A 23,866-nucleotide genomic window follows, 5' to 3' on the forward strand; every position below is an offset into this window, starting at 1 on the left:
GCGAACTTTAGCGAGGCCGCGTCTGCCGAAAAAGCGCATTCCCCTGAAGTAATTCTTGTCGCCAGCGTAATAATCGCCGGGGGCTCACAGCATGACGGCAAGACACAGCGTGACGGTCACGAGCGACACCACGGTCGAGAAAAGTATCGTGCTCGACGTCACGCTTCCATCGCGCCGATAGAATTCCGCGAGCATGAACGGGCCGGTACCGGTCGGCAGCGCGCTCAGGATGACCGCGGTCTTCGCCCACAAGCCCGGCAGCGCGAAGACTTGAACCGCGAGCCACCACGTCAGAAGCGGCTGCGCGATCAGCTTGAGCGCGACGAGCGTGCCCGTCGTCCTGACGCGGTGCGCCTCGCTCTTGCCGCCGAGAAAAAGTCCGAGCGCAACAAGCGCGCAGGGACTCGCCGCGCCGCCGAGCAATTTGATCAGCGCTTCGCCGCCTTGCGGCACGGCCAGTCCCGATGCGTTCAGCAATGCGCCCGCGACCGGTGCGATCAGCAACGGATTCTTGCCGAGCGATTTCCCCACTCGCCACAGCGTCGCGCCGATGTGCCGCTGCGTCTGCAAGCCGAGTTCGATCAGCACGATCGCCACGCCGAACAGCACGCACACCGTCATGATCGTCGCGATGACGGCCGGCGCCAGGCTCTCCTTGCCGAACGCGAGCAGGCAAAGCGGCAAGCCGACGAAGCCGGTATTCGGATAGGCGGCGTTCAGTCCGTCGATGCTGGCGTCGGCGAGCGGACGCGACTGCATCAGCCGCACGCCGAGCGTCACCGCGAACACGACCGCCGATCCGATGCCGAACACCGCGATGAACGCGGGCTGATCGAGCATGGCGAGCGGCGTTTTCGCCATCGTGTCGAAAAGCAGCGCGGGCAACGCCAGATAGACGACGAACCGGTTCAGTTCCGATGCCGCCGCCGGGCCCAGCTTGTCGAGCTTGCGGCATGCGAAGCCGGCGAAGATGAGGCCGAAGACCGGCAGGATGATCGAGAAAAGCGGGGCGAGAAGCGCGGGCAGCGTGGAAACCAGCGATGACATGGGAGGCGCTTGCGCGACGCGATGGAAAGGAGCCAAAGCATACCCTTCATCGCAGAGGTGAGAGAGTTCGGGAGCCGGGCAACGGTGAGACGGCAGCGACGGCATCGGCTCACGGATGGACCGTTCATCGGCATCGCCAGGTTGTGCAAGTGCTTGACGCACAACGTTTCCAGGAGCCGGTGCCGTATTGCTGCGAAATGTCGGCCTGCCGCTGTAGAGCCGTCCTTTGGTCCTTCGGTGAGAAGATTCGGGAGCCGCCTCGGCTACGCTGAATCCGGGTGCGTCGCGCACGGGAGCGGACGTATCCGCTGCGCCCCGCCGACACGCTCGCCACCGCAAAGGTGAGCGTTTGCGGGAGAGCCGGAACGGGCCTTGCTTGCCTCGGGGTCCCACTCGGATTCGAACAGCAATGAAAATCAAAAGACCTTGGACGTACGGTGCGGCAGTGCTCGTCTTGATCGGGGGCATCGGCGCACTGGCCGCGTGTGCGGTGCAGGGAGCGACACCGAGCGGTAACGACAACGTGCCGGAACCGTCGAAGGCCGTCGATCTCGATCGATACCTCGGCCACTGGTTCGAATTCGCGCGTTACGAGAACCGCTTCGAGCGCAATTGCGAAGCCGTCACGGCGAACTATGCGCGCCGCGATGACGGACTCATTTCGGTCATCAATGCGTGCCGCGAGGGCGGACTATCTGGGCGATATCGCGCAGCGGAAGGACGCGCGAAAGTCGTCGCCGGCTCGAATGGCGCGAAGCTGAAGGTGTCGTTCTTCGGTCCGTTCTATGTCGGCGACTACTGGATTCTCGATCACGCCGACGACTACACGTGGTCGATCGTCGGCGAACCGACGGGCCGCTATCTCTGGATTCTCACGCGTGAGGCGCGTCCTTCGGCGGAACTGCGCCGCACGCTGCTCGCACGCGCCAGCGCGCTCGGCTACGACGTGACGATGTTGCGGGAAACGCAGCACGACTGAAGCGCGCCGCTTACCGGCCGTGCCGCGTCAATTTGCCTTGCACGCCAGCAGCAGCGCGTTCTGGTTGTTCTCGCTGGATTGATCGAGCACGTCGTAGCCGCCGGGGCACGCGACCTTCGCGTTATCGGTACAAAGACGCCAGCCGCCATAAGCCGGGCACGTGACGAGTTGGGTGGGCCGGCCATCGGCGGAGAAAAGCGGCGGCGAGCTGCTGCACCCGCCGAGCGCCAGCGCGCCCGCCGCGAACATGACGAACAGGCCGATTCCCTTGCCGATTTGCATTGCGCACCCCTTGTTTCCGGTTCGTTATTCTTGATTCCGATGAATTGCGCGAGTATGCCACGCGATGCTTTCGCATCACACCGCGATGCCGAGCGCCGCGATTTTCTTGTAAAGCGTCGCGCGTCCGATGCCGATGCGCTGCGCCGCATCCGCGACACGCCCGCCGCTTGCGCGCAGCGCATCGGTCAGAAAGCGCCGTTCGAAGTCGTTCATCGCTTCGGTGTACGGCATCGGTGACACGGAGGACACGCCTTCATCCAACATGGGCAGCGTCGCGGGCTTCGAGTCGATGAACGGCGCAAGCGCGCGCGCATCGATATGCTCGCTTTCCGACAGCATCAGCGCCCGTTCGAGCGTATTGCGCAGCTCGCGGACGTTGCCGGGCCACGCACAGGCGGTGAGCAGACGCAATGCGTCGTCATGCAGCACGAACTGGCTGATGTGACCGGTGCGCGCTTCGCCCGACAGCTCTTCGAGGATCGCATAGGCGAGCGCCTCGATATCGCCGAGACGTTCGCGCAAGGGCGGCGCGTGAATCGTCAGCACGTTCAGCCGGTAAAACAGATCCGCGCGGAACCGCCCCGACGCAACGAGCGTCGGCAAGTCCGCCGAGGTTGCCGCGATGATCCGCACATCGGCGCGCACGATGCGATTCGACCCGAGCGGCTCGAACTCCTTGTCCTGGAGCACGCGCAGCAGCTTGCCCTGCAGCGGCAGCGGCATGTCGCCGATTTCATCGAGAAAGAGCGTGCCGCCGTGCGCCAGTTCGAACTTGCCGACGCGCCCCTTGCGCTCCGCGCCGGTGTACGCGCCCGGCGCCGCGCCGAAGAATTCCACTTCAAGCAGCGTGTCCGGGATCGCCGCGACGTTCACGGTGACGAGCGGCTTCGCGGCGCGCGTCGATGCGCCGTGGATCGCGTGGGCGAGCAGTTCCTTGCCGGTGCCGGTTTCGCCGAGCAGCAGCACCGGCGAATCGACGAGGGCCGCGCGCCGCGCCTGGCGCTTGACTTCGAGACTCGCCGGACTCGTGCCGACGAAGCTCGCGAACGTGTACTTGGCGCGCCGCGCCTGCGCGAGCGACTGACGCGTCGCGATCAGTTCCTGCTGCACGCGCGAATAATGTGCGAACAGCGGCGTGAGCGCCTTCATCTCGTCGAAGAGCGCAAAGCCGATCGCGCCGACCGTCGCGCCCTGATCGTCCTTGAGCGGCAGCCGGGTGACGACGAGCGGCTCGCGGTCCGTCTCGAGCACGTCGAGCAGGATCGGCTTGCCCGTCGCGACGACTTCGCGCATCAGGCTATTCGGGATAACGGCTTCGCAATCGAGGCCGATGGCGTCGTTCGGATCGGAGAAGCCGAAGCGCGCGGCATAGCGCTTGTTGATCCACACGACGCGAGAGTCCGCATCGACGATGAACGTGCCTTCGCTCAGATTTTCGAAGGTCTTGAATAGCGATTCCATCGCGCGGCGCAGGACGTCGCTGTAGTCCGGCGGCACGTTGATCCAGTCGTTGCGCATGAGCGCATGTCTCCGTTTTTCTCGTATCGGCGACAGGGTATCTCATTTCGGAGACTAGCGGCTGCGCGGCAGATCGGCTCCGGCTAGCGGGGACGTCTCGTTTTGTGGACACTTTCGCGGTATCGAGACTCGCGTTCATCTTGCCGACGCCCTCGCCGTGAGCAAGGACGGCCATTGGCACGGAACCTGCATCACGCGGCTCGCCGAAAGCGCTCTGACAAGGCGCGCGGAATCATTGCAAAAAACAACCATCACGGAGACTCAATGTCGTTCCTCATCGTGCTCGCCGCCCTGGCGTTCCTGATGCTGGCCGCCTATCGCGGATACAGCGTCATTCTCTTCGCGCCGATAGCCGCGCTCGCGGCCGTCCTCCTCACCGATCCCGCCGCCGTCGCGCCGGTTTTCTCGGGCATCTTCATGGAGAAGATGGTCGGCTTCGTGAAGCTCTACTTCCCCGTGTTCCTGCTCGGCGCGGTGTTCGGCAAGGTGATCGAACTGTCGGGATTCTCCGAGTCGATCGTCGCGGCCGCCATCCGTTACATCGGCAAGTCGCGGGTGAATGCGGTGATCGTCGCGGTGTGCGCGCTGCTCACTTATGGCGGCGTGTCGCTGTTCGTCGTCGTGTTCGCCGTTTATCCGTTCGCGGCGGAGATGTATCGGCAAAGCAATATCCCGAAGCGGCTGATGCCCGGTGCGATCGCGCTCGGCGCGTTCTCGTTCACGATGGATTCGCTTCCCGGCACGCCGCAAATCCAGAACATCATTCCGACGACGTTTTTCAAGACGACCGGCTGGGCCGCGCCTTGGCTGGGCGTGATCGGCTCGGCGTTCATCATCGTCGTGGGCCTGAGCTTCCTCGAGTGGCGTCGCCGCTCGGCGATGGCGAAGGGCGAAGGCTATGGCACATCGCTCGTGAACGAGCCGGAGCGCGTTCAATCGACGAACCTGCCGAATCCGCTGCTCGCCATCGCGCCGCTCGTGCTCGTCGGTGTGGCGAACTTCGCGCTGACGCGCTGGATTCCGCTGTGGTACGGCGCGAGCTACACCGTCGCGCCCGATGCGCTGCCGGGCGTCCATACGCCGGTCACGACGGCGATCAAGCCGGTCATCGCCATCTGGGCGGTCGAAGGCGCGCTGCTGCTCGGCATCCTGCTCGTGCTGGTGACGGCGTTTTCGCGCGTGAAAGAGCGTTTCGCCGCGGGCACGCGTGCGGCGGTCGCAGGTGCGCTGCTCGCCGCGATGAACACGGCATCCGAGTACGGTTTCGGCGGCGTGATCGCGGCGCTGCCGGGCTTTCTCGTCGTGTCGGATGCGCTGAAGAGCATTCCGAATCCGCTCGTCAATGCGGCGATTTCGGTCAGCTCGCTGGCGGGCATCACGGGATCGGCGTCGGGCGGCATGAGCATCGCGCTCGCGGCGATGTCGGATCTCTTCATCAAAGGCGCGGAAGCGGCGCATATTCCGCTGGAAGTGCTGCATCGCGTGGTCGCGATGGCGAGCGGCGGCATGGACACCCTGCCGCACAACGGCGCGGTGATTACGCTGCTCGCGGTGACGGGGCTGACGCATCGCGAGTCTTATCGCGATATCTTCGCCGTTACGATCATCAAGACGCTCGCTGTGTTCTTCGTGATCGGCGTGTACTACGCGACCGGCATCGTCTGATAACCCAATCAAGGATTAGCGCTCATGACTCAAACCGCATCGAAAACGCTCGCCGGCAAGACGGCGCTCGTGACTGGCTCGACGAGCGGCATCGGCTTAGGAATCGCCACCGCGCTTGCAAACGCGGGCGCGAATCTCGTGCTGAACGGCTTCGGCGACGTGAGCGGCGCGCTCGCGCAGATCGAGGCGACCGGCGCGAAGGCGCTTCACCATCCCGCCGACATGACGAAGCCCGCCGAAATCGAAGCGATGATCGCCTTCGCCAACGAGAGCTTCGGCGCGCTCGATGTGCTCGTGAACAACGCGGGCATTCAACACGTTGCGACCATCGACGAGTTCCCGGTCGATCGCTGGGACGCGATCATCGCGATCAACCTGAGTTCGGCGTTTCACACGATGCGTGTCGCGCTCCCCGCGATGCGTGCGCGCAACTGGGGCCGCGTCATCAATATCGCGTCGGTGCACGGGCTGGTGGGATCGGCGGGCAAGTCGGCGTACGTGGCGGCGAAACACGGCATCCTCGGGCTCACGAAAGTGGCCGCGCTGGAGAATGCGCGCACCGGCGTGACGGTCAACGCGATTTGTCCGGGCTTCGTGCTGACGCCGCTGGTGCAGAAACAGATCGACGATCTGGCCGCGCGCGAATCGCTCTCAGCCGATGCGGCGCGGGCGAAGTTACTCGGGGAAAAGCAGCCGTCGGCGCAGTTCGTGACGCCGCAGCAGATCGGCGATATGGCCGTGTTCCTGTGCTCGGATGCTGCGAGCGAGATGCGGGGTTCGGCGTTGCAGATCGACGGGGGATGGAGCGCGCAGTAAGGAAGCGTAGGCGGGCGCGGATGGAGTCGCGCGCCTGCCGTTCGGGCTCTGCCAATCCGCTGCGAGAGTTCACACGCGAACGTCCGCGTCGAGACGATGCATCCCGACGGGCGTTCGCCCATCACCGCGTCAGCTATTGCTGGCCCGCCACTACGGCGGCGGGAAACGTCCATGTGCCGTCGAGTATGCTCGCGCGCGGACGATAAAGCCGGACCATGTAGTTCCATCCGTCCATCGTCGGCAGGCAATTGGGCACACGTCCGTCGCAGCCGCCGAAGCGGACCGTGATGCCGCCGTCGCTGTCCGGTTTCGCCGTGACGCTGTTCAACGAATAGGCGTTGTACGCGTTCTTCTCGTCATAGATGCTGATCGACCAGAAGCCGTCGACAGGCACGTCCTTCAGCTTGAGCGAGTACACCGTCTTGCCGTCGTTTTTTTCCGGAACGACGTTGAGGTAGATTGCGTCGCGCGGCGAGTTCGCTCCCCATGCCGATGCTGCACCGATCAGATATTGAACGGGATCGACTTCGCTTTCTTTCCGAATGCACGCTGGGTATCCGTGACCGTGCTGGCGAGGACCAACAGAGCATCGCGAATCTTCTTCTGGCCAGCCTTGTCCCAATCGGGAATTTCGAATTTTCCGGCCCGCCGGGTTGCGACACCTCGATCGCGTCCTGCAGCGCGTGAACACGCTCGAGATCGCCGGGCTGATTGGGGTCGATCAGCGTACGAACGCCCGCAAGCACGTAGCGCGTGCCGACCTTCGCCTTGTCGAGCGTATGCGGTCCCGCGCCGTATTCAGTCGTCGTGTACTGGTCCTCGCTGATGATCTGAAGCGACATGAATCGCGCTCCGGCATCCGGTAGCGTCACGGTGACTGGCCCCGCGTCGAGGTCGAAGACGCGCGTGGAGTACAGCGTATCCCGGTTGCCTCGGATCACGCTCTGACGATCGATCGGCAACAGTTCGCGAACGTGGTGCCAGCCGCCGAAACCGCCTCCCTGCACGGAGTTGTTGAAGTACATGTCGGTCTCCGCGCGAACGAAGTTGTCGACCGTCACGGGCACGGTGTCTTTCGCCAGGGCCGGCGCACCAATACTGATGAACGCAATGTAAAGGCAGCAAGTGCAGCTATTTTCATGTTGTCCCTCGTTGCTTATTGCATTGATGACTTTTCGACGTCCGGCAGTCTCCACGTCTTGTCGAAGAGAGGCTTTTGCGGGTCGCATAAATATGATGCGGACGAGCACGATCGTTCGGAAAACCCGTCCGATGCTAGCAACGTTTGATGAAAGACGAAACGAGAATGCGCAAAAGAACATCGTAGCAGCGCGATTCTCCCGAACTTGGAAGGCACATCGCGGACGGAGGGCGCTGTAACCCATCGCCGGCTGACTGCTATTCGTCGAAACCCACCGCTGAACGGCAACGTTCCCCGAGTCGTTCCGCCGCATGCCCCTAAAGCTCGTAGGGGAATCTGCCGTTAAGTCCTTGAAAGCGAAAGCGCGCCCTCAAGCGGCGCAAGAAACAAAAAGCGAAAGGACATCATGCGTAACAACCAGCCCGTCACCCAGCACGAGTTCGATTACCCCGCCTCGGAGATGCTCGTCTCCGCCACCGATCTGTCGGGCAACATCCAATACTGCAATCCGGCCTTCGTCTCGGTCTCGGGCTTTTCGCGCGACGAACTCATCGGCCAGCCGCACAACACGATCCGCCATCCGGACATGCCGCGCGAAGCATTCGCCGATCTCTGGTCGACCATCCGCGCCGGCCGCGCCTGGACCGCGCTCGTCAAGAACCGCCGCAAGAACGGCGATCACTACTGGGTGCGCGCCAACGTCACGCCCGTGATGGAGCACGGCAAGGCCGTCGGCTATCTGAGCGTGCGCGTCAAGCCGAGCCGCGCCGAAATCGACGAAGCCGAAGCCCTCTACGCGACCATGCGCAGCGGCAACTCGCAGCATCGTCTCGTCCGCGGCGCGCTCGTGCGGCGCGGCATCGCGGGCAAGCTCGCCGCCATCGCCCGCATGCCGGTCAGCGCACGCGTCGCCATGGGCTTCGCCGCGATGCCCGCCGTCACGCTGGTCGTGGCGCTATCCGCCTGGCGAGGCGCGCCGCCGATGCCGTTCTGGTTCGCGTTCGGCGCGGGCGCGGCGGTGAGCATCGCGGGATGGCTCGCGCTGTCGCGTCAGCTCGATACCCCCGTGCGCACGATGTCCGGCTTCGCTGCACGCATGGCCGCCGGTGATCTCACCGTCGACATGCCCGACGCACGCCACGACGATCTCGGCGAAGTGCAGCGCGCGCTCGGCCAGCTCAAGGCGAATCTCGCGGCGATCGTGTTTGACGTGCGCGGCCAGATCGGCGGGATGCTCGACGCCGCCCGCGAAATCTCCAGCGGCAACACGGATCTCTCGCGCCGCACCGAGCTTCAGGCGGCATCGCTCGAACAGACAGCCGCGACGATGGACCAGCTCACCACGACCGTTCAGGGCAACGCCGACGCCACCGTGCGCGCGCTCGAACTCGTCAGGGAAGCGCAGGCCGCTGCCGACGACGGCGGCCGCATCGCGAGCCAGGTCGAGCAGACGATGGAGCGGATCACGGCGGCGTCACGCCGTATCGCGGACATCACCGACGTGATCGACGGCATCGCTTTCCAGACCAACATCCTCGCGCTCAACGCGGCCGTGGAAGCGGCGCGCGCGGGCGAGGCGGGCCGCTCGTTCGCGGTCGTCGCGACCGAAGTGCGCGGGCTGGCGCAGCGGTGCGCGGCATCGGCGAAGGAAATCGAGAGCGTGGTCGCTACGAGCGTCGCGCAGATCGCGGAAGGCACGAGCCTCGTGTCGCGCACGACGAGCCAGATGCGTGCGATCGACGAGGCGGTGCACCGCGTATCGGCGATCATCATGGAAGTGGCGAAGGCGAGCGGCGAACAGGCCGACGGCATCGCGCAGGTGAATCAGGCGGTCGCGCATCTGGACGATTCGACGCAGCAGAACGCCGCGCTCGTCGAGCAGGCGGCGGCCACGGCCAAGCGGCTGGCCGAACGCGCGGTCGTGCTGGACGAAGCGGTGCGGCTTTTCACCGTCGAGCCGGCGCGCGATCCGGCGACGGCGTAGCGTGCAACGGCGCGGCGCTTGGTACTATCGGAGCATTTGCCAACGAGGAGCGCCCGATGACCGCTGAAAACAATCGCGTGGAAGAAGCGCAAGCGATGGAACGTATCGTCAATGCGACGAAGCAGGTGCAGACCGCGTTCCTCGGCTTGCAGAAGCAGTTCCCGCCCGAAGGCGACGGCCGCCCGTCGCAGATGGCGCTGCAGACCTTCGACGCCGCGCTGCAGGAACTCGAAGACGCGCAGGCCGCCTTCGATACCATGCTCAACGATCTCTTCGACGGAAATCGTTGAGAACACTCCGACGCTCCTGGCGGGATCAGCCGGGTTCGCCGCGCTTCCGCTCTCGCTACTGCGTCAGTCCGGCCATGAAACCGCACGGCTAAACGGCGCTCTCTCCTGCGCGTTGTCCGGCGCGCCGCTCACGCATTGCGCAACGCCGCGACATCCGCCCGCACGTCGCTCTGCGCGGCATCGGCGGGCAACGCGGCCGCCGCCGACCACGATACCGCGTCCGTGGACTGCCGACGCGCGGCGGCCACGCACGCATCGACCAGTTCCTTGAACGACACCGCCGCCGAACTCGTGCGTACCAGCACCTCGCCTTGCAGCGGACTCTCCGGAAACACCAGCCCGACGATCAGCTCCGCCGACGGCGCCCGCTGATGCAGCCGGCGCAGCAGGTTGCGCAGATACGGCGGCGACTCGGCGGCGTCGAACGACACGACGCAAATGATCGTCACGCCCGACAAGTCGACTTCGCCGAAGCGTCCGCGCGAGAATCCCTCGTAACCCGCCAGATCGGCGCCCAGCCCGTGCTTGCGAAAAAGCTGCACGGCGATGGTCGCGGCGAGATCGTCGAGCTCGCTTCTTCCCGCGATGCACAGCACCGACGCCGTATGCCCTTCCGCTTCGGCATCGAAGCGCTCGGGCGGCGTTTCCGACGTGATCTTGGCGGCCTCGTCCGACAACAGCGGGCTCGCGGGCGGCTCTTCCTTGCGCGGCGCAGGCGGCGCGATATCCTCCGTGTCCTCCAGCCCCTCGATGATGTCGAGCGCCGATTCGTTGATGCGCTTCAACTGATCCGCCGTCACCACGCCGCGCTGCACGTCGTTGTGCGCGAGGCGCAAGCCCTCGAGCGCGACTTCATCGTAATAGGCGATCAGCGACCGCTCCTTCAGCAGCGATTCCGCCTGAACGAGCGCCTCGTCGGGATCGTTCGCCAGCAGGCGCTGATAGAAGTTCTCGGCGGGCGTGAGCGCGGGTCGATCGCCGAACAGCACGTCGAGAAATTCGAGGCGATCCACATGTCGCCCGAGAATCACGAGGCAAAGCGTCAGCGGCGTCGACAGCACGAGGCCGATCGGCCCCCAGATCCAGCTCCAGAAAATCGCCGCGACGATCACCGCGAACGGCGACAGCCCGGTGCTGTGCCCGTACAGCAGCGGCTCGACGATCTGCCCCGCCGTGATGTCGGTGATGGCGAAGAGCACGACGGTCCATATCAGCATCGTCCATCCGGGGCCGACGGCCGCCGCGAACACCACCGCCACGATCGCCGCGATCCACGTCCCGACGTACGGCACGAAGCGCAGCAGCGTCGTCATCACGCCGAAGAGCAGCGCGCCCGGCACGCCGATGACCGCGAGCCCGATCGAAATGACGGTCCCCACGCCCACGTTAATGCCCAGTTGCGCGAGGAAATAGCGCGAAAGGCGGCGCGCGGCTTCGTCCATCGCGGTAGTCGCGCGATGCAGGTCGCGGGAGCCGAACAGGCGAATCAGGCGGTCGCGCAAATCCTCCCGCTGCAACAGGATGAACACCGCGACCACGAGCACGATGCCCGTCGTTTCAAGCGGACTGATCACCGGCGACAGGAAACGCTGCGCAAGCTCGAGCGGCGTCGGCGTCGGCTCGTGGACCTCGACGGGCATCGGCTGGTCGATGGGCGACGCGGCGGGATTGTTCTCGGCGGTGCGCGCCTCCTGCTCGCGCGCGGGCGACAGCCGCTTGAGCGCCCGCGACGCGCGCCCGAGGAACTCATCGGCGCGGCCCACGGTGAGACGCTGGATGTTGTCGACCTTGCGCTCGACGGCCACCTGATACTTGGGCAGATCGCCTGCAAGCTGCGCGACCTGCGCACCGATCAGCGCGCCCACCGCCGTCAGCACGGAGAGCGCGACCACGACCGCGACGATCACGGACGGCACCTGGCCGAAGCGCAGGCGTCGCAGGAAATCGACGAACGGCGCGAGCAGGAAGCTCAACAGGATGGCGAGGATGATCGGAATCATCACCGCGCGCCCGAAGTACAGCGCGCAAATGACGACCACGCCCGTCACCAGCGACGCCAGCGCGCGCAGGCCCGGCGCATCGGGCGGCAGGACTTTGGCAGGTGGCCGGCGCGGACCGGGAAGCTGGGGCATGGAGATTGCGCTCTTCGAGGTAGTCATGCGTGGAAGCAAGGCACGTGCCGGTCAGCTTTCTCCGGAGCGAGCGGCGTCTATCGCGGCCATCGAGACAATCAGTTGGATGCGCGCGCATCCGCGTGGGACAGTCATCCCGTTCGTTCAAAGCCGAGGCAAGAAAAAACATGGGCGTCGATTCACCGTGCATCAGCATCTGCAAGTTCGATGAAAAGACCGGCTTTTGCATCGGCTGCCTGCGCACGAAGGAAGAGTGCAGGAAGTGGAAGAAGATGAAGGACAAGCATCGCGTGCGGATCATCGATGAACGTCCGGCGCGCAAGGCGAAGCTGAAGAAGCACAAGAAGTAGCCATCGAAGGAGTCGATCATGCGAGCAATGGCCTATCTATGCGGCGCATTACTGGCAGCCGCCTCGCCGGTTCATGCGCAGTTGCATCCGAGTCCGGAAACGGACATGAACGCGCCGCACAACAGCACGCGTCTCATGCCCAACGCCCCGCTCGGCAGCGAATACCCGACCCACGGCAACGCGCAAGCCGGCGAGCTGAATCTCAATCCGTCCGATCCGCGCGCGCAGTTGTCCAACGGCCTGCCGAACAACGCCAATAGCGGCGGATACGGATCGCCGCTCGCGGGCAGCAAAGCGAACGTGCCGCCACGCGGTGACTGAACGCGCCGCACTGTTCTCGCAACGAGAACAGTCATTTGAATTTCGCTGGCATTCACCTTCTAACGGCAAGAACCGATACTGATTCTCAGAGGCCGGGACGTCTCCCGGCCGTATCCGGGGAATTGCCATGAAGCTCTATCACCATCCGCTGTCGGGGCATTCGCATCGCGCGCGCCTCTTCCTGCATCTGCTCAACATCGAGCATGACGAGGAACCGGTCGACCTCGCCGCGGGCGCGCACAAGTCGCCCGAGTTCCTGCGCATCAACCGCTTCGGCCAGGTGCCGGTGCTGGTCGACGGCGATCGCTCCATCGCCGATTCGAACGCGATCCTCGTCTATCTCGCGAAGCGCGCCGGCGCGACGCAATGGCTCCCCGAGACGCCCGAAGGCGCCGCCGCCGTGCAGCGCTGGCTGTCGGTCGCGGCCGGACAGATTGCGTTCGGCCCCGCTGCGGCGCGCCTGATCACCGTGTTCGGCAGCAAGTTCGACGCGAACGAAGTGATCGCCCGCGCCCATGCGGTGCTCAAGGTCATCGACAGCGAATTGCAGGACCGCGAGTGGATTGCGGACACCGGCGGCGCGCATCCGACGATCGCGGACGTGGCGCTCTACAGCTACATCTCGAGCGCGCCGGAAGGCAACGTCGATCTGTCGTCCTATCGCAATGTGAACGCGTGGCTGCGGCGCATCGAAGCGTTGCCCGGCTTCGTGCCGTTCCAGAAAACGGCCGCCGGACTGTCCGCCTGAAACCGCGCCCGGAGCTCACCATCATGTCCGCACCGTCAACGATCACGGCGACGCCCTGGCATCGCGGCGAAATCGCGCTGCAAAGAGCCGCGGGCGCTTACGACCGCATGCGCGCGCTCGGCCAGCGCGTCGTGCGCGACTACATGCCGGAGCAGCACCGGCAGTTCTTCGCGCAGTTGCCGTTCATCGTCGCCGGTACGGTCGATGACCACGGCGACGCCTGGGCCACATTCCTGACCGGCCGCCCCGGCTTTCTGCGCACGCCGGATGCAACGACGCTCTCCGTCGCGCATACCCGCGACCCGCTCGATCCCGCCGATGCCGGTCTGCGCGATGGCGCGTCGATCGGCATGCTCGGCATCGAGCTGCATACGCGCCGCCGTAATCGCGTCAATGGCGTGGTCCATCGTCGCGGCGATGCCTTTGAGTTGAGCGTCGAACACAGTTTCGGCAATTGCCCGCAGTACATTCAACTGCGCGACTTTGTTTTCGTGCGCGACGAGCCGCTGCGTGCGCAGCCCATCGCGCTCGACGCAACTTCGCCTCGCGTGCGGTCGATGATCGAGCGCGCCGATACGTTCTTCGTCGCCTCGTACTTCGATCGCGAGGACGGGCATCGTCAGGTGGATGTGTCGCATCGCGGAGGAAAGGCGGGCTTCGTGCGCGTATCCGATGACGGCGCGCTCACCATTCCCGACTTCGCGGGCAACCTCTTCTTCAACACGCTCGGCAACATTGCGGTGAACGGCAAGGCGGGCCTCGTGTTCGCGGACTTCGCGACGGGCGACGTGCTGCAGCTCACGGGCGACGCTGAAGTGCTGACCGAGTCGCCGGAAACCGCCGCGTTCCAGGGCGCGGAACGCCTGTGGCGCTTCACGCCGCGCCGTGTCGTGCTGCGCGAGGATGCGCTGCCGCTGCGCTGGAGCTTTCGCGACGGAGGCTGGTCGCCCAACTCGCTCATGACCGGCGACTGGAACCAGGCGGCGCAACGCTCGAAGGCGGCGGCGCTCGCGGATGCGTGGCGGCCGTACCGCGTGAGCCGGATCGTCGATGAAAGCGATGTGATCCGCTCGTTCTGGCTCGAACCCGCCGACGGCGCGGGCATCGTGCCCCACGCGGCCGGCCAGCATCTTCCGGTGCGCGTCACGCTGCCGGGCATCGCGAAGCCGGTGGTGCGAACCTACACGCTGTCGGTCGCGCCGGGCGATGGCGTCGTGCGGATCAGCGTGAAGCGTGAAGGCCGCGTGTCGGCGCATCTGCACGATACGCTGAAGGTCGGCGACATCATCGAGGCGCGCGCGCCTGCGGGCAGCTTCACGATCGATCCGTTCGAAGCGCGCCCGGCGGTGCTGCTGGCGGCCGGCGTCGGCATCACGCCGATGCTCGCGATGCTGCGCCACATCGTCTACGAGGGACTGCGCACGCGGCGCGTCCGTCCGACATGGCTCATCGCATCGGCGCGCACGCTCGCGAGCCGCGCGTTCGCCGCCGAAATCGACGCGCTCTCACAAAGCGCGGGCGGCGCGGTGCACGTGATCCGCGTGTTGAGCGACACGCAAGGCGCGGACTCGGCGCGCGATTACGACGTGTCGGGGCGCATCGATATCGATCTGCTGAAGGGCCGTCTGCCCTTCGACGACTACGACTTCTATCTGTGCGGGCCGGGCGCGTTCATGCAGTCCCTCTACGACGGCCTGCGCGCGCTGAACGTGGCCGATGCACGCATTCACGCCGAAGCGTTCGGTCCGGCGTCGCTGAACCGCGATGTCGGGCAACGGCCGACTCGTCCGCCCGCAACGCAAGCCGTCGCGGTGCGCTTCACGAAGTCGAACCGCGCGGCCGAATGGAAGCCCGAAAGCGGCAGCCTGCTCGAACTCGCGGAAGCATCGGGCGTCGAGGCGGAATCGGACTGTCGTGGCGGCACGTGCGGCACATGCAGGACGCGCATCGTCAAGGGCGCAGTGAGTTACGGGAAAGCGCCCGAGTTCCATGCTGCCGGCAACGAAGCGCTGATCTGCTGCGCGATTCCCGCCGCCGACACCAACGACGCACTCGAACTCGATCTCTGAAACACGGTCCGCGATTGCGACGGATGCCCGCATGCCCGAGAATGCACGGCAACTCATTCGCCCGCTTTCCGCATCCGACATGGACCGCTTTCAGGCAATGTCGACCTTCGTCACGGTGGTCGAAACCGGCGGCTTCGCGTCCGCCGCCCGCAAGCTCGATGTATCGCCTTCGGTCGTGAGCCGCGTCGTCACCGAGCTGGAGGAACGGCTCGGCGTGCGGCTCTTGACGCGCACGACGCGCGTCGTCCGTCTCACCGATGCCGGCAACGGCTTCTTCGAAGACTGCCGGCGCATTCTCGGCGAAGTGGACGGCGCCGAACTCGCCGCGCGCGGCACGCACGCGGCGCCGCGCGGCGTGCTCTCGCTGACCGCGCCCGTGCTGTTCGGCAGGCTGCACGTGACGCCGATCGTGCTCGACTATCTCTCGCGCTATCCCGAAGCCGATGCGAATTGCTGGTTCATCGACCGCGTGGTGAATCTGGTCGACGAGGGCATCGACGTGGCTGTGCGAATCGCGCAACTGCCCGACTCGTCGTTGCAGGCGATTCCGGTCGGGCGCGTGCGACGCGTGCTGTGCGCCTCGCCCGGCTATCTCGCGCACCACGGCACGCCGACGCATCCGGATGATCTCGAACGGCATACGATCATCGCATCAACCGGATCGTCGACGCCGCCCGAATGGCGGCTTCACGACGGCGATCGCCAGATTCTCGTGCGTACCCACCCGCGCTTCATGACCACGACGAACGATTCCGCCATCGACGCCGCGCTCGCGGACTTCGGCATCGCGCGACTGCTGTCGTATCAGATCGCGCAGCAGTTGAGCGAAGGACGGCTCGTCGTGGTGCTGCCCGAGTATCAGCCGCCGCCGCTGCCGATTCATCTCGTGCATCGCGAAGGACGCCACGTCACGCAGAAGGTGCGTGCGTTCCTCGATCTCGCGGTCGCGACGCTGCGCGCGGATGAATCGTTGCGCTAAAGCGCGCTAAACAGACGCAGCGGCGCGTTGCTTCGTGAATCTTTGCGCTAATCGAACGGGCGTTAGGCCGCGGGCCGTGCAAAATGGCGGCAAACCATGCAACATAGCTCTCTTAAGCGTTGCAGCGGGTTCCATTTTCCGCTCGTTGCAACCGCCTCTTCGAACCTCAACGGCTCACGCACCATGACGAATTCGACTTCTCCTTCGAACGAACGCCCGCTCGACATGATCATCTTCGGCGGCGGCGGAGACCTGGCCGCACGCAAGCTGCTGCCCGCGCTTTACATGGCGCACACGCACTGCAACCTGCCCGCCGATACGCGCATTCTCGCCATCGGCCGCAAGGACTGGACGCGCGAAGATTATCTGAAGAACTTCATGGAAAAGCAGTCGCGTCCGTTCATCGACGAGAAGGCTTTCGATGCCCAGTCGTGGGACAAGTTTCTCGCGCTATTCGACTACGTCCGCGTCGATGTCGAGAACGCCGAGGACTTCCGCAGGCTCGCGGAAGCCTCGCGTGACGGCGCGCAGCGCGTGTTCTACCTGTCTACTTCGCCGGAGCTTTTCACGACCATCTGCGACAACCTCGCGGCGGCGGGTATCGTCGACGATCATGCGCGCGTCGTGCTGGAGAAGCCGCTCGGTCACGATCTGGCCTCGGCGCGCGCCATCAACGATGCGGTCGGCAAGCGCTTCAGGGAAGAGCAGATTTATCGCATCGACCACTATCTCGGCAAGGAAACGGTGCAGAACCTGATGGTGCTGCGCTTCGGCAACGCCATCTTCGGACCGCTGTGGCAGGCCCCGTACATCAAGAGCGTGCAGATCACGGTGTCGGAGACGGTGGGCGTCGGCAGCCGCGCGGGCTTCTACGATCACACCGGCGCGCTGCGCGACATGGTGCAGAACCACTTGCTGCAACTGCTGTGCATCGTGGCGATGGAGCCGCCGGTCTCGCTCGACCCGGACGCGGTGCGCGACGAAAAGCTGAAAGTGCTGAAGTCGCTGCGCCCGATGACCGTATCGGACATCGCACGCGATACCGTGCGCGGCCAGTACGCGGCCGGCGCGGTCGGCGGCGAGCCGGTGAAGGGCTATCTGCAGGAAGACAACGTGCCCGCCGACAGCCGGGCCGAGACCTTCGTCGCGTTACGCGCGCATATCAACAACTGGCGCTGGGCCAACGTGCCGTTCTTCCTGCGCACCGGCAAGCGCATGCAGACGCGCAAGTCGGAAATCGTGATCGACTTCGCGGACCTGCCGTTCTCGATCATCCCGAGCGGGCCGCGCAACTATGGCAACCGTCTCATCATCACGCTGCAGCCGGAAGAGTCCATCCAGCTGCAGATGCTCGCGAAGGAACCCGGCAGCGGCATGCAGATGCTGCCCGTGAACCTCAACCTCGACTTGCAGCAGGCGATGACGCAGCGCCGCGCCGAAGCGTACGAGCGCCTGCTGATCGATGTCATTCGCGGGCGTCTCACGCATTTCATGCGCCGCGACGAACTCGAAGCGGCGTGGGCGTGGGTCGAGCCGATTCTGAACGGCTGGAAGGAACTGGGCGACAAGCCGCGTGGTTACACAGCCGGCACATTCGGGCCGGCGGCTTCGTCGGCGCTCATGGCGCGGGAAAATCTCGCCTGGGCGGAAGAGGCCTGACCTATTGCAACGTCCGGCGCGCCGCGCGCCGGCGGGTTATCGCGGTTCCGGTCGCCATCACCGCAGCCAGCACCGCGATTCCGCCGACGATGCCCGCAAGCCGCATCAGCGCGGGCATCGGGTCGGATGACCAGTCGCGGTCCTGCACGAACACCATGATGAACGCGATGGTGAACTGCCGTCCGACATAGCTCGCACCTTGCGAGCCCGTCTGCACGTGACAGCCGATCCACACGCCCGCGCATAGCGCGACCATGCACGCGAGGGCGTTGTCGCCGATCAGCGGCAGGACCGCGAGACTGACCGCGCCCGCGAGCAGGCAGCCGGCGAAGCGCTGGACCATGCGCGCGGCGATCGGCCTGTGCGTCGGCTGACCGAGCGCGGATGCCGGAAGAATCAACACGGCGATGGCCGTCACCATCGCCTGAGGGAAGCCCGGCAGGTTCCACGCGTAGGCCATCGCAGAAAGGATCATGACGGACCACGCCGCGTGCCACGCGATGCGCTTATGCCGCGCCTCTGCGGATGCCGCGGCCGCAGTCCTGACGCTTGCCCCGTCCACGCGATCCACCGCCGATGCGGCCAGCGCACCGGGCATCGGCGTGACGCCGCGTGACTTGCGATAGTGCTGCACGCCCGCGTGAAAAAGCGCGGAGACGGCCACGCACGCGAGTGTCCCGACGATCACTTCGGCCACGCGCAGCAGCGCGAACGATGCGGTCGCCGATGCCGACGCGAGCCGGTGCGCCTCGAACGTCACCATCAGCGATGTGACCGCGCCGAGCACCCACGCATAGCCCGCATCGGACACGAGCGCCCGATACACCGAAACGCCCGCAATCGCGCCGAGCAAGGGCACGAAGAGCCACGGCATGTCGCCGATGAGCGGCCCCGCCGTCGCGCCGAGCAGCGCGCCCGCGACCGTCCCGAGCACGCGATGCGCGCCGCGTTGCGCGCACGCCGAGAACTTCGAATGCATCACCGCGAATCCGCTGATCGCGGCCCACCAGACGTGCGTCAGATCGAACACATGCGCCAGTGCGACGGCAAGCGCGACCGACAGCATCGCCTGAGTCCCGAAGCGCGCGCGTGACGACGACGGCCTGATCGCGACGAGCTCGCGGCCGAGCGCGCCGAATGCATCGCGCAGAATGCCGGCGAGCGCATGAAAGCCGGCAACGGCATGTCGGGCGCTGCTATGGATGGATGGATCGTCGGGCATCGCGCGTGCGGTTGTCGTGCGTCTCATCGGAGCGTAGACGCGTATCGGCGATGACGCAAAGAATCGCATGGGGCGCGGTCTGCGCGACTGCCGAACCGATGCTATCGTGTGCGCTCCCGCCCGATCCCGGCATCGTTCGACCTACAAGGACATCTCATGGCGAAAGTTCTGGTTCTCTACTACTCGATGTATGGCCACGTCGAGACGATGGCGCAAGCCGTCGCCGAAGGAGCAAGCGGCGTGGCGGGCGTCGAGGTGACGGTGAAGCGCGTGCCCGAAACGATCGCCGCCGATCAGGCCGCGGTCATCGGCGTGAAGCTGGATCAGCAGGCGCAGGTTGCGAGCATCGACGAACTCGCCGATTACGACGCCATCGTCTTCGGCACGCCGACGCGCTTCGGCAACATGGCGGGCCAGATGCGAACCTTCCTCGATCAGACTGGCGGGCTATGGGTGAAAGGCGCGCTGATCGGCAAGATCGGCAGCGTGTTCACGTCGACGGCATCGCAGCACGGTGGCCAGGAAACCACGATCACGTCGTTTCATACGACGCTGCTGCATCACGGGATGGTGGTCGTCGGCGTGCCGTATGCGTGTCCGGCGCTCACGAACATGGAAGAGATCACCGGCGGCACGCCCTACGGCGCGACGACGATCGTCGGTCCGGACGGCAAGCGGCAGCCGACGCACAACGAACTGGAGATCGCGCGGTATCAGGGCAAGCATGTGGCGGAGCTTGCGGTGAAGATCGCGGGGTGATGGCGGTTGTATCGGCCGAGCGAACAGATAGGCGCCTCGCGTCGGCATTGCGCCGACTATCGACCGCGCCGGCGCTCGTCTGGCCGTTTGCGTTTCGCTGGCATGGTCGCTGCATGGGTAACAGCGTCACTTTCCGACAGCCCTGTCACTGAAGGATGTGACCGGACCGGCTGCCTCGTGCGCCGGTCCGTTTCTTGTCGTGCTGGCGGTAGTTCGGGAGACTAATCAATTCCAACTCGACTGCCGTTGTAGCGTGATATTCAGTGATAGTCCTCTTCGATCTGAGGTCGACTGGCGAGAATGCTCACCGTGGTGTCGTCTTCCACTTCGAACAGCACGACGTACCCTGACGAGCCGAACGAGACCAGCAACTCGCGCAGGAAAGGATCCTGCTCATCGGCCTTTCGGCACGTGAAGGGAAACGATTTCAGCACACGTGTCCCTTCGCGAATCGCCTCGAGGGCGCGCTCGGCAACGTCGATGTCCCGTTCGAGCTGGAACTGATATAGGTGCAATAAGTCATCGCGTGCGCCTCGCGTGTATCGGACTGCGTAGCTCAATGACCTGCCTGTCTTGCCTTTGCCGCTTTCAGCATGGTTTCGAGTTCGGCGTGTACGTCCTCTGCATCGAAGTACTCGCCGGTTCGTCTCGCTTCAAGACGCGCTGCCAGCCCCCGCGCAATGAATTCCCGCTGAAGGCGCCGCCGTGCAAGACTCGCGCGCAACGCCGATTCCATGAATGAAGACAGCGATTCCCCTTCGTTCAGCACGTCCTCGAGAGCCTTACGCAGTTCCGGCTCGACTCGCAGCGCAGGAATAGTGGCCGTTTTCATACTTACCTCCGGATGCATCGCAGTTGCGATACATGTTAGCGCCGAACGGCGGCCTCCCGAAAACGCTCACCTCGCCTCGCTCCCGAAAGTCCTCACCGTCGCGCCGTCCGCCTCATATCACGTTCAACATCGCAAGCGCCGTCTCCTGCAAGGGCTGCAGCACGCGGGCAAGCGCCGCCTCGTGCGTTTCCTTTCCGATCGGCATGTTCACCGATAACGCCGCGACCACTTGCCCATGCCGATTCTTGATCGGCACCGCGACGCCGCGCACGCCTACCTGCAACTGCTGCTCGATCGCGACGAAGCCATCTGCGCGCGCCTGGCGGATCTTCTCGTACAGCTTCTCCTTGTTGGTCAGCGTCAGCGGCGTGAACGGCTTGAACTCGGTCGCATCGAGCCACTGGCGGACCGCATCTTCATCCGGCTTGTAGGCGAGCATCACGAGCCCGCCGGACATCAGCGCAGCCGGCACCCGTGCGCCAAGCACGAACCCGGTGGTCATCACACGCGTGGAGCCGTTACGCGCGATGATCACGAGGTCCCAGTCATCCAGCACGCTCACATAGACGGATTCGTGAATCGTGGCGCTCAGTTGCTGGAGATACGGCTGCACGATGCGCGGCAGCCGCGCCGAATCGAAGTACGACCAGCCGACGCGCAGCACGCGCGGCGTCAGATTAAAGAGCTTGCCGTCGGTCTGCACATAACCGAGATGCGCGAGCGTCAACAAATACCGACGCGCCGCCGTGCGCGTCATGCCGGTACGCGCCGCCGCCTGCGTCGGCGTCATGCGCGCGTGCTGATCGTCGAACGCTTCGAGGATCGCGAGGCCCTTTTCCAGCCCGGCGATCCAGTCGCGCTTGTCGAGTGCGGGCTTGTTCATCGTCAAACCTTGCATTTGCTAGTGCTAACCCCCAAAGCGGTCGATTATCGGACACGCGCGTGCGATAATCGCGCATAATCTATCACAAATCGTTGCCGCCAAAGGTCCGCGCCCCTATTCTCCAATCACCCGGAGCCACGCGCTCGCCACCGCTGTCATGCGTCATGCATCGGCGGGACGACGAATCAGAAGAACGACAGGCGGCACGCGAGTTCAATCGATAAACCCATTGTTCGGAGACACACATGGCTAGCCTCAAGGAAGAAGCGCACGGCGGCCGCCAGGCGAAGAAAGCAACGGCGAGCGGCTGGATCGGCTCGGCGCTGGAGTATTACGACTTCTTCATTTACGCGCAGGCGGCCGCGCTGATCTTTCCACAGTTGTTCTTCCCGTCGGGCAATCCGAAGGTGGCGATCGTCGCGTCGCTCGCCACGTATGGCGTCGGTTATGTGGCGCGTCCTATCGGCGCGTTCGTGCTCGGCCATCTCGGCGATACGCACGGCCGCAAGAACGTCCTGCTGATCTGCATGTTCCTGATGGGCTTCTCGACGATGGCGGTCGGTCTTCTGCCGACGTACCATCAAATCGGCATGGCCGCGCCCGCGATGCTCGTCGTGCTGCGTCTGATTCAGGGCTTCGCGGTAGCGGGGGAAATCTCGGGCGCCAGCTCGATGATTCTCGAACATGCACCGTCCGGCCGGCGTGGCTATTACGCCAGCTTCACGCTGCAGGGCGTGCAGGCCGGCCAGATTCTGGCCGCCGCCGTGTTCCTGCCGCTCGCGGCGTTCATGCCCGAGGACATGTTCAATTCGTGGGGCTGGCGCGTGCCGTTCCTGCTGTCGGCGTTCGTGCTGGTCGCGGGCTACATCATCCGTCGCGAAGTGCATGAGACGCCGGCGTTCACCGCCGAAGGCGCGCAGGGCGAACTGCCGAAATCGCCGATCAAGGAAGCGTTCGCCAACAGCACGCCGGACATGATCCGCGTGGTCTGCATGGCGCTGATGAACGTGATTCCGGTCGTCGCGACGATCTTCGGGGCGGCGTATGCGGTGCAGGCTTCGTATGGCATCGGCTTTCACAAGAGCGTGTATCTGTGGATTCCGGTCGTCGGCAACATTCTGGCGGTGCTGGTGATTCCGTTTGTCGGCAATCTGTCCGATCGCATCGGACGCCGCATTCCGATGATCACCGGTTCGCTGCTCGCGGGTCTGCTCTCGTTCGCCTATCTCTACGCGATCAGCATTCGCAACGTGCCGCTCGCGATCGTGATGTCGCTGCTGATGTGGGGCGTGGTCTACCAGGGATACAACGCGATTTTCCCGAGCTTTTTCCCTGAGCTGTTCCCGACGCGCTCGCGTGTTTCGGCGATGGCGATTGCGCAGAACATCGGCACGACGATCACGGCTCTGCTGCCGGCGCTGTTCGCCACCGTCGCGCCGCCGGGATCGACGAATATTCCGCTGACGATCGGGGCGCTGGCTTTCAGCGTGACCATCATCGCGGCGATTGCGGCCTGGTCTGCGCGCGAAACGTATCGCGTGCGTCTGGAAGATCTCGGCAAGAAGGATGCAGTGCCGATGACCGAGCAGGAGTACGAGCGGATGCGCGCGAATTCGATGGCGGATAGCCGCGGAGCGAAGGCGCATGCGTGACGCGCGCCGATAACCGGGCGTCACGAGGAACGGGCCCTTCGGGGCCCGTTTTTTTTAGGTCACGCGCCTATCCCCAATGCACTCGCTCCGTTATCGAATCAACTTCGCATTGACGATATTCGACGAGGAACTAATATCGACTCATGATCCAGCCGGTCCCGCAAATAGCCGGCAATTCGTGTTTCAGCGCTCAACTCAGGGAGACGCGTCATGCCCGTCAGACTTGTCAGGAGTGAGATTGCCTGGAATCAGTCGAAGAACGAAGGCCTGGTCGTGCTTCAGTTTCAGAGCGGGCAAAGAACCGGACTGAGAGTGTCGTCGCTGGCTGAACTCGCAGGCTGGGCCGCGATAATCTCGAGCGATCAGGTGTTCGGCACGGAAGATGGCTGGGTGGTCGGCCTCGATGGAAGCGGCGCAGTACGAACCGAGGGAACCGAAGTTCCGTTTCCCGTGGCGGTCGTCGTTCCCGAAGCGGACTTTCATTTGCTGTAGCACGAACGTCGACCGCACCGGCCGCTGCAACACATCGGGGTTCGCG

24 protein-coding genes are annotated in these 23,866 nt (G+C 64.8%); 14 read left to right on the forward strand and 10 right to left on the reverse strand.

The genetic code is table 11. From position 1 onward, the window contains the following. Positions 1–84 precede the first annotated feature (84 nt). On the reverse strand, positions 85–1,047 hold the full coding sequence (locus P9220_RS13755; RefSeq protein WP_309765548.1) for an AEC family transporter: 963 nt from the start codon (positions 1,045–1,047) through the stop codon (positions 85–87). 409 nt (positions 1,048–1,456) lie between these two features. On the opposite strand from P9220_RS13755, the gene P9220_RS13760 reads away from it, so the two are divergent. Then, positions 1,457–2,026 (forward strand): lipocalin family protein, encoded by a 570-nt coding sequence (locus tag P9220_RS13760; protein WP_309765549.1) that lies wholly within the window; start codon positions 1,457–1,459, stop codon positions 2,024–2,026. Between the two features lie 27 nt (positions 2,027–2,053). Here P9220_RS13760 and P9220_RS13765 read toward each other — a convergent pair whose 3' ends face one another. Both P9220_RS13765 and P9220_RS13770 read right to left on the reverse strand, forming a co-directional pair. Further along, positions 2,054–2,308 carry a hypothetical protein gene (locus tag P9220_RS13765; protein ID WP_309765550.1) on the reverse strand — a complete coding sequence of 85 codons (255 nt, stop codon included), beginning with the start codon at positions 2,306–2,308 and terminating at the stop codon, positions 2,054–2,056. A gap of 75 nt (positions 2,309–2,383) precedes the next feature. Next, the gene (locus tag P9220_RS13770; RefSeq protein WP_309765551.1) at positions 2,384–3,826 is read right to left on the reverse strand and encodes a sigma 54-interacting transcriptional regulator; all 1,443 of its coding nucleotides are present in this window, start codon (positions 3,824–3,826) and stop codon (positions 2,384–2,386) included. A 264-nt stretch (positions 3,827–4,090) separates the two neighbouring features. Here P9220_RS13770 and P9220_RS13775 point away from each other — a divergent pair, with 264 nt between their 5' ends. Together P9220_RS13775 and P9220_RS13780 are read left to right on the forward strand one after the other, a co-directional pair. Continuing rightward, the gene (locus P9220_RS13775) at positions 4,091–5,491 is read left to right on the forward strand and encodes a GntP family permease (RefSeq protein ID WP_309765552.1); all 1,401 of its coding nucleotides are present in this window, start codon (positions 4,091–4,093) and stop codon (positions 5,489–5,491) included. Between the two features lie 24 nt (positions 5,492–5,515). Then, positions 5,516–6,307, forward strand: coding sequence for a 3-hydroxybutyrate dehydrogenase (locus P9220_RS13780; protein WP_309765553.1), 792 nt, complete (start codon positions 5,516–5,518; stop codon positions 6,305–6,307). Between the two features lie 133 nt (positions 6,308–6,440). Here the strand turns inward: P9220_RS13780 and P9220_RS13785 are convergent, their stop codons facing one another. Both P9220_RS13785 and P9220_RS13790 read right to left on the reverse strand, forming a co-directional pair. Continuing rightward, positions 6,441–6,725 carry a DUF1214 domain-containing protein gene (locus P9220_RS13785; protein WP_309765554.1) on the reverse strand — a complete coding sequence of 95 codons (285 nt, stop codon included), beginning with the start codon at positions 6,723–6,725 and terminating at the stop codon, positions 6,441–6,443. Beyond that, on the reverse strand, positions 6,664–7,557 hold the full coding sequence (locus P9220_RS13790; protein WP_309765555.1) for a DUF1254 domain-containing protein: 894 nt from the start codon (positions 7,555–7,557) through the stop codon (positions 6,664–6,666). Before P9220_RS13790 ends, P9220_RS13785 begins: the two co-directional genes overlap by 62 nt. Before the next feature lie 297 nt (positions 7,558–7,854). On the opposite strand from P9220_RS13790, the gene P9220_RS13795 reads away from it, so the two are divergent. Further along, positions 7,855–9,432: a methyl-accepting chemotaxis protein gene (locus P9220_RS13795; protein ID WP_309765556.1), complete on the forward strand. Its 1,578-nt coding sequence runs from the start codon at positions 7,855–7,857 to the stop codon at positions 9,430–9,432. Between the two features lie 56 nt (positions 9,433–9,488). Then, positions 9,489–9,722: a hypothetical protein gene (locus P9220_RS13800; protein ID WP_309765557.1), complete on the forward strand. Its 234-nt coding sequence runs from the start codon at positions 9,489–9,491 to the stop codon at positions 9,720–9,722. 128 nt (positions 9,723–9,850) lie between these two features. On the opposite strand, the gene P9220_RS13805 is transcribed toward P9220_RS13800, so the two are convergent. Next, complete coding sequence (locus P9220_RS13805; protein WP_309765558.1) at positions 9,851–11,854, reverse strand: AI-2E family transporter; 2,004 nt, start codon at positions 11,852–11,854, stop codon at positions 9,851–9,853. A gap of 167 nt (positions 11,855–12,021) precedes the next feature. Here P9220_RS13805 and P9220_RS13810 point away from each other — a divergent pair, with 167 nt between their 5' ends. From P9220_RS13810 to zwf, 6 genes are all read left to right on the forward strand, one after another. After that, entirely contained in the window at positions 12,022–12,204 is a 183-nt protein-coding gene (locus P9220_RS13810; protein WP_309765559.1) for a DUF1289 domain-containing protein, read from the forward strand. An 18-nt stretch (positions 12,205–12,222) separates the two neighbouring features. Next, a complete protein-coding gene (locus tag P9220_RS13815; RefSeq protein WP_404980251.1) occupies positions 12,223–12,525 on the forward strand; it encodes a hypothetical protein in 303 nt (100 codons plus the stop codon). Positions 12,526–12,652: 127 nt separating this feature from the next. Beyond that, positions 12,653–13,273 (forward strand): glutathione S-transferase, encoded by a 621-nt coding sequence (locus tag P9220_RS13820; RefSeq protein WP_309765560.1) that lies wholly within the window; start codon positions 12,653–12,655, stop codon positions 13,271–13,273. A 23-nt stretch (positions 13,274–13,296) separates the two neighbouring features. Further along, complete coding sequence (locus P9220_RS13825) at positions 13,297–15,342, forward strand: pyridoxamine 5'-phosphate oxidase family protein (RefSeq protein WP_309765561.1); 2,046 nt, start codon at positions 13,297–13,299, stop codon at positions 15,340–15,342. Between the two features lie 79 nt (positions 15,343–15,421). After that, a complete protein-coding gene (locus tag P9220_RS13830) occupies positions 15,422–16,321 on the forward strand; it encodes a LysR family transcriptional regulator (RefSeq protein WP_309766745.1) in 900 nt (299 codons plus the stop codon). A gap of 183 nt (positions 16,322–16,504) precedes the next feature. Further along, the gene (zwf, locus tag P9220_RS13835; protein ID WP_309765562.1) at positions 16,505–17,980 is read left to right on the forward strand and encodes a glucose-6-phosphate dehydrogenase; all 1,476 of its coding nucleotides are present in this window, start codon (positions 16,505–16,507) and stop codon (positions 17,978–17,980) included. A gap of 1 nt (position 17,981) precedes the next feature. On the opposite strand, the gene P9220_RS13840 is transcribed toward zwf, so the two are convergent. Beyond that, entirely contained in the window at positions 17,982–19,202 is a 1,221-nt protein-coding gene (locus P9220_RS13840; protein ID WP_404980287.1) for an FUSC family protein, read from the reverse strand. 156 nt (positions 19,203–19,358) lie between these two features. Here P9220_RS13840 and wrbA point away from each other — a divergent pair, with 156 nt between their 5' ends. Continuing rightward, complete coding sequence (wrbA, locus tag P9220_RS13845; RefSeq protein ID WP_309765564.1) at positions 19,359–19,961, forward strand: NAD(P)H:quinone oxidoreductase; 603 nt, start codon at positions 19,359–19,361, stop codon at positions 19,959–19,961. A 260-nt stretch (positions 19,962–20,221) separates the two neighbouring features. On the opposite strand, the gene P9220_RS13850 is transcribed toward wrbA, so the two are convergent. The 3 genes from P9220_RS13850 to P9220_RS13860 form a co-directional block, all read right to left on the reverse strand. Continuing rightward, positions 20,222–20,521 (reverse strand): type II toxin-antitoxin system RelE/ParE family toxin, encoded by a 300-nt coding sequence (locus tag P9220_RS13850; protein ID WP_309765565.1) that lies wholly within the window; start codon positions 20,519–20,521, stop codon positions 20,222–20,224. Then, the gene (locus tag P9220_RS13855; protein WP_309765566.1) at positions 20,518–20,793 is read right to left on the reverse strand and encodes a YlcI/YnfO family protein; all 276 of its coding nucleotides are present in this window, start codon (positions 20,791–20,793) and stop codon (positions 20,518–20,520) included. The genes P9220_RS13850 and P9220_RS13855 overlap by 4 nt, the downstream gene beginning before the upstream one ends. Before the next feature lie 112 nt (positions 20,794–20,905). After that, positions 20,906–21,676, reverse strand: coding sequence for an IclR family transcriptional regulator C-terminal domain-containing protein (locus tag P9220_RS13860; RefSeq protein ID WP_309765567.1), 771 nt, complete (start codon positions 21,674–21,676; stop codon positions 20,906–20,908). 245 nt (positions 21,677–21,921) lie between these two features. Between P9220_RS13860 and P9220_RS13865 the strand changes: the two genes are divergently transcribed. Further along, a complete protein-coding gene (locus P9220_RS13865; RefSeq protein WP_309765568.1) occupies positions 21,922–23,328 on the forward strand; it encodes an MFS transporter in 1,407 nt (468 codons plus the stop codon). 210 nt (positions 23,329–23,538) lie between these two features. Next, entirely contained in the window at positions 23,539–23,820 is a 282-nt protein-coding gene (locus P9220_RS13870) for a hypothetical protein (protein WP_309765569.1), read from the forward strand. Positions 23,821–23,866 lie beyond the last annotated feature (46 nt).

This window comes from Caballeronia sp. LZ016 (genome assembly GCF_031450805.1).
In the GTDB taxonomy this organism is placed as follows: domain Bacteria; phylum Pseudomonadota; class Gammaproteobacteria; order Burkholderiales; family Burkholderiaceae; genus Caballeronia.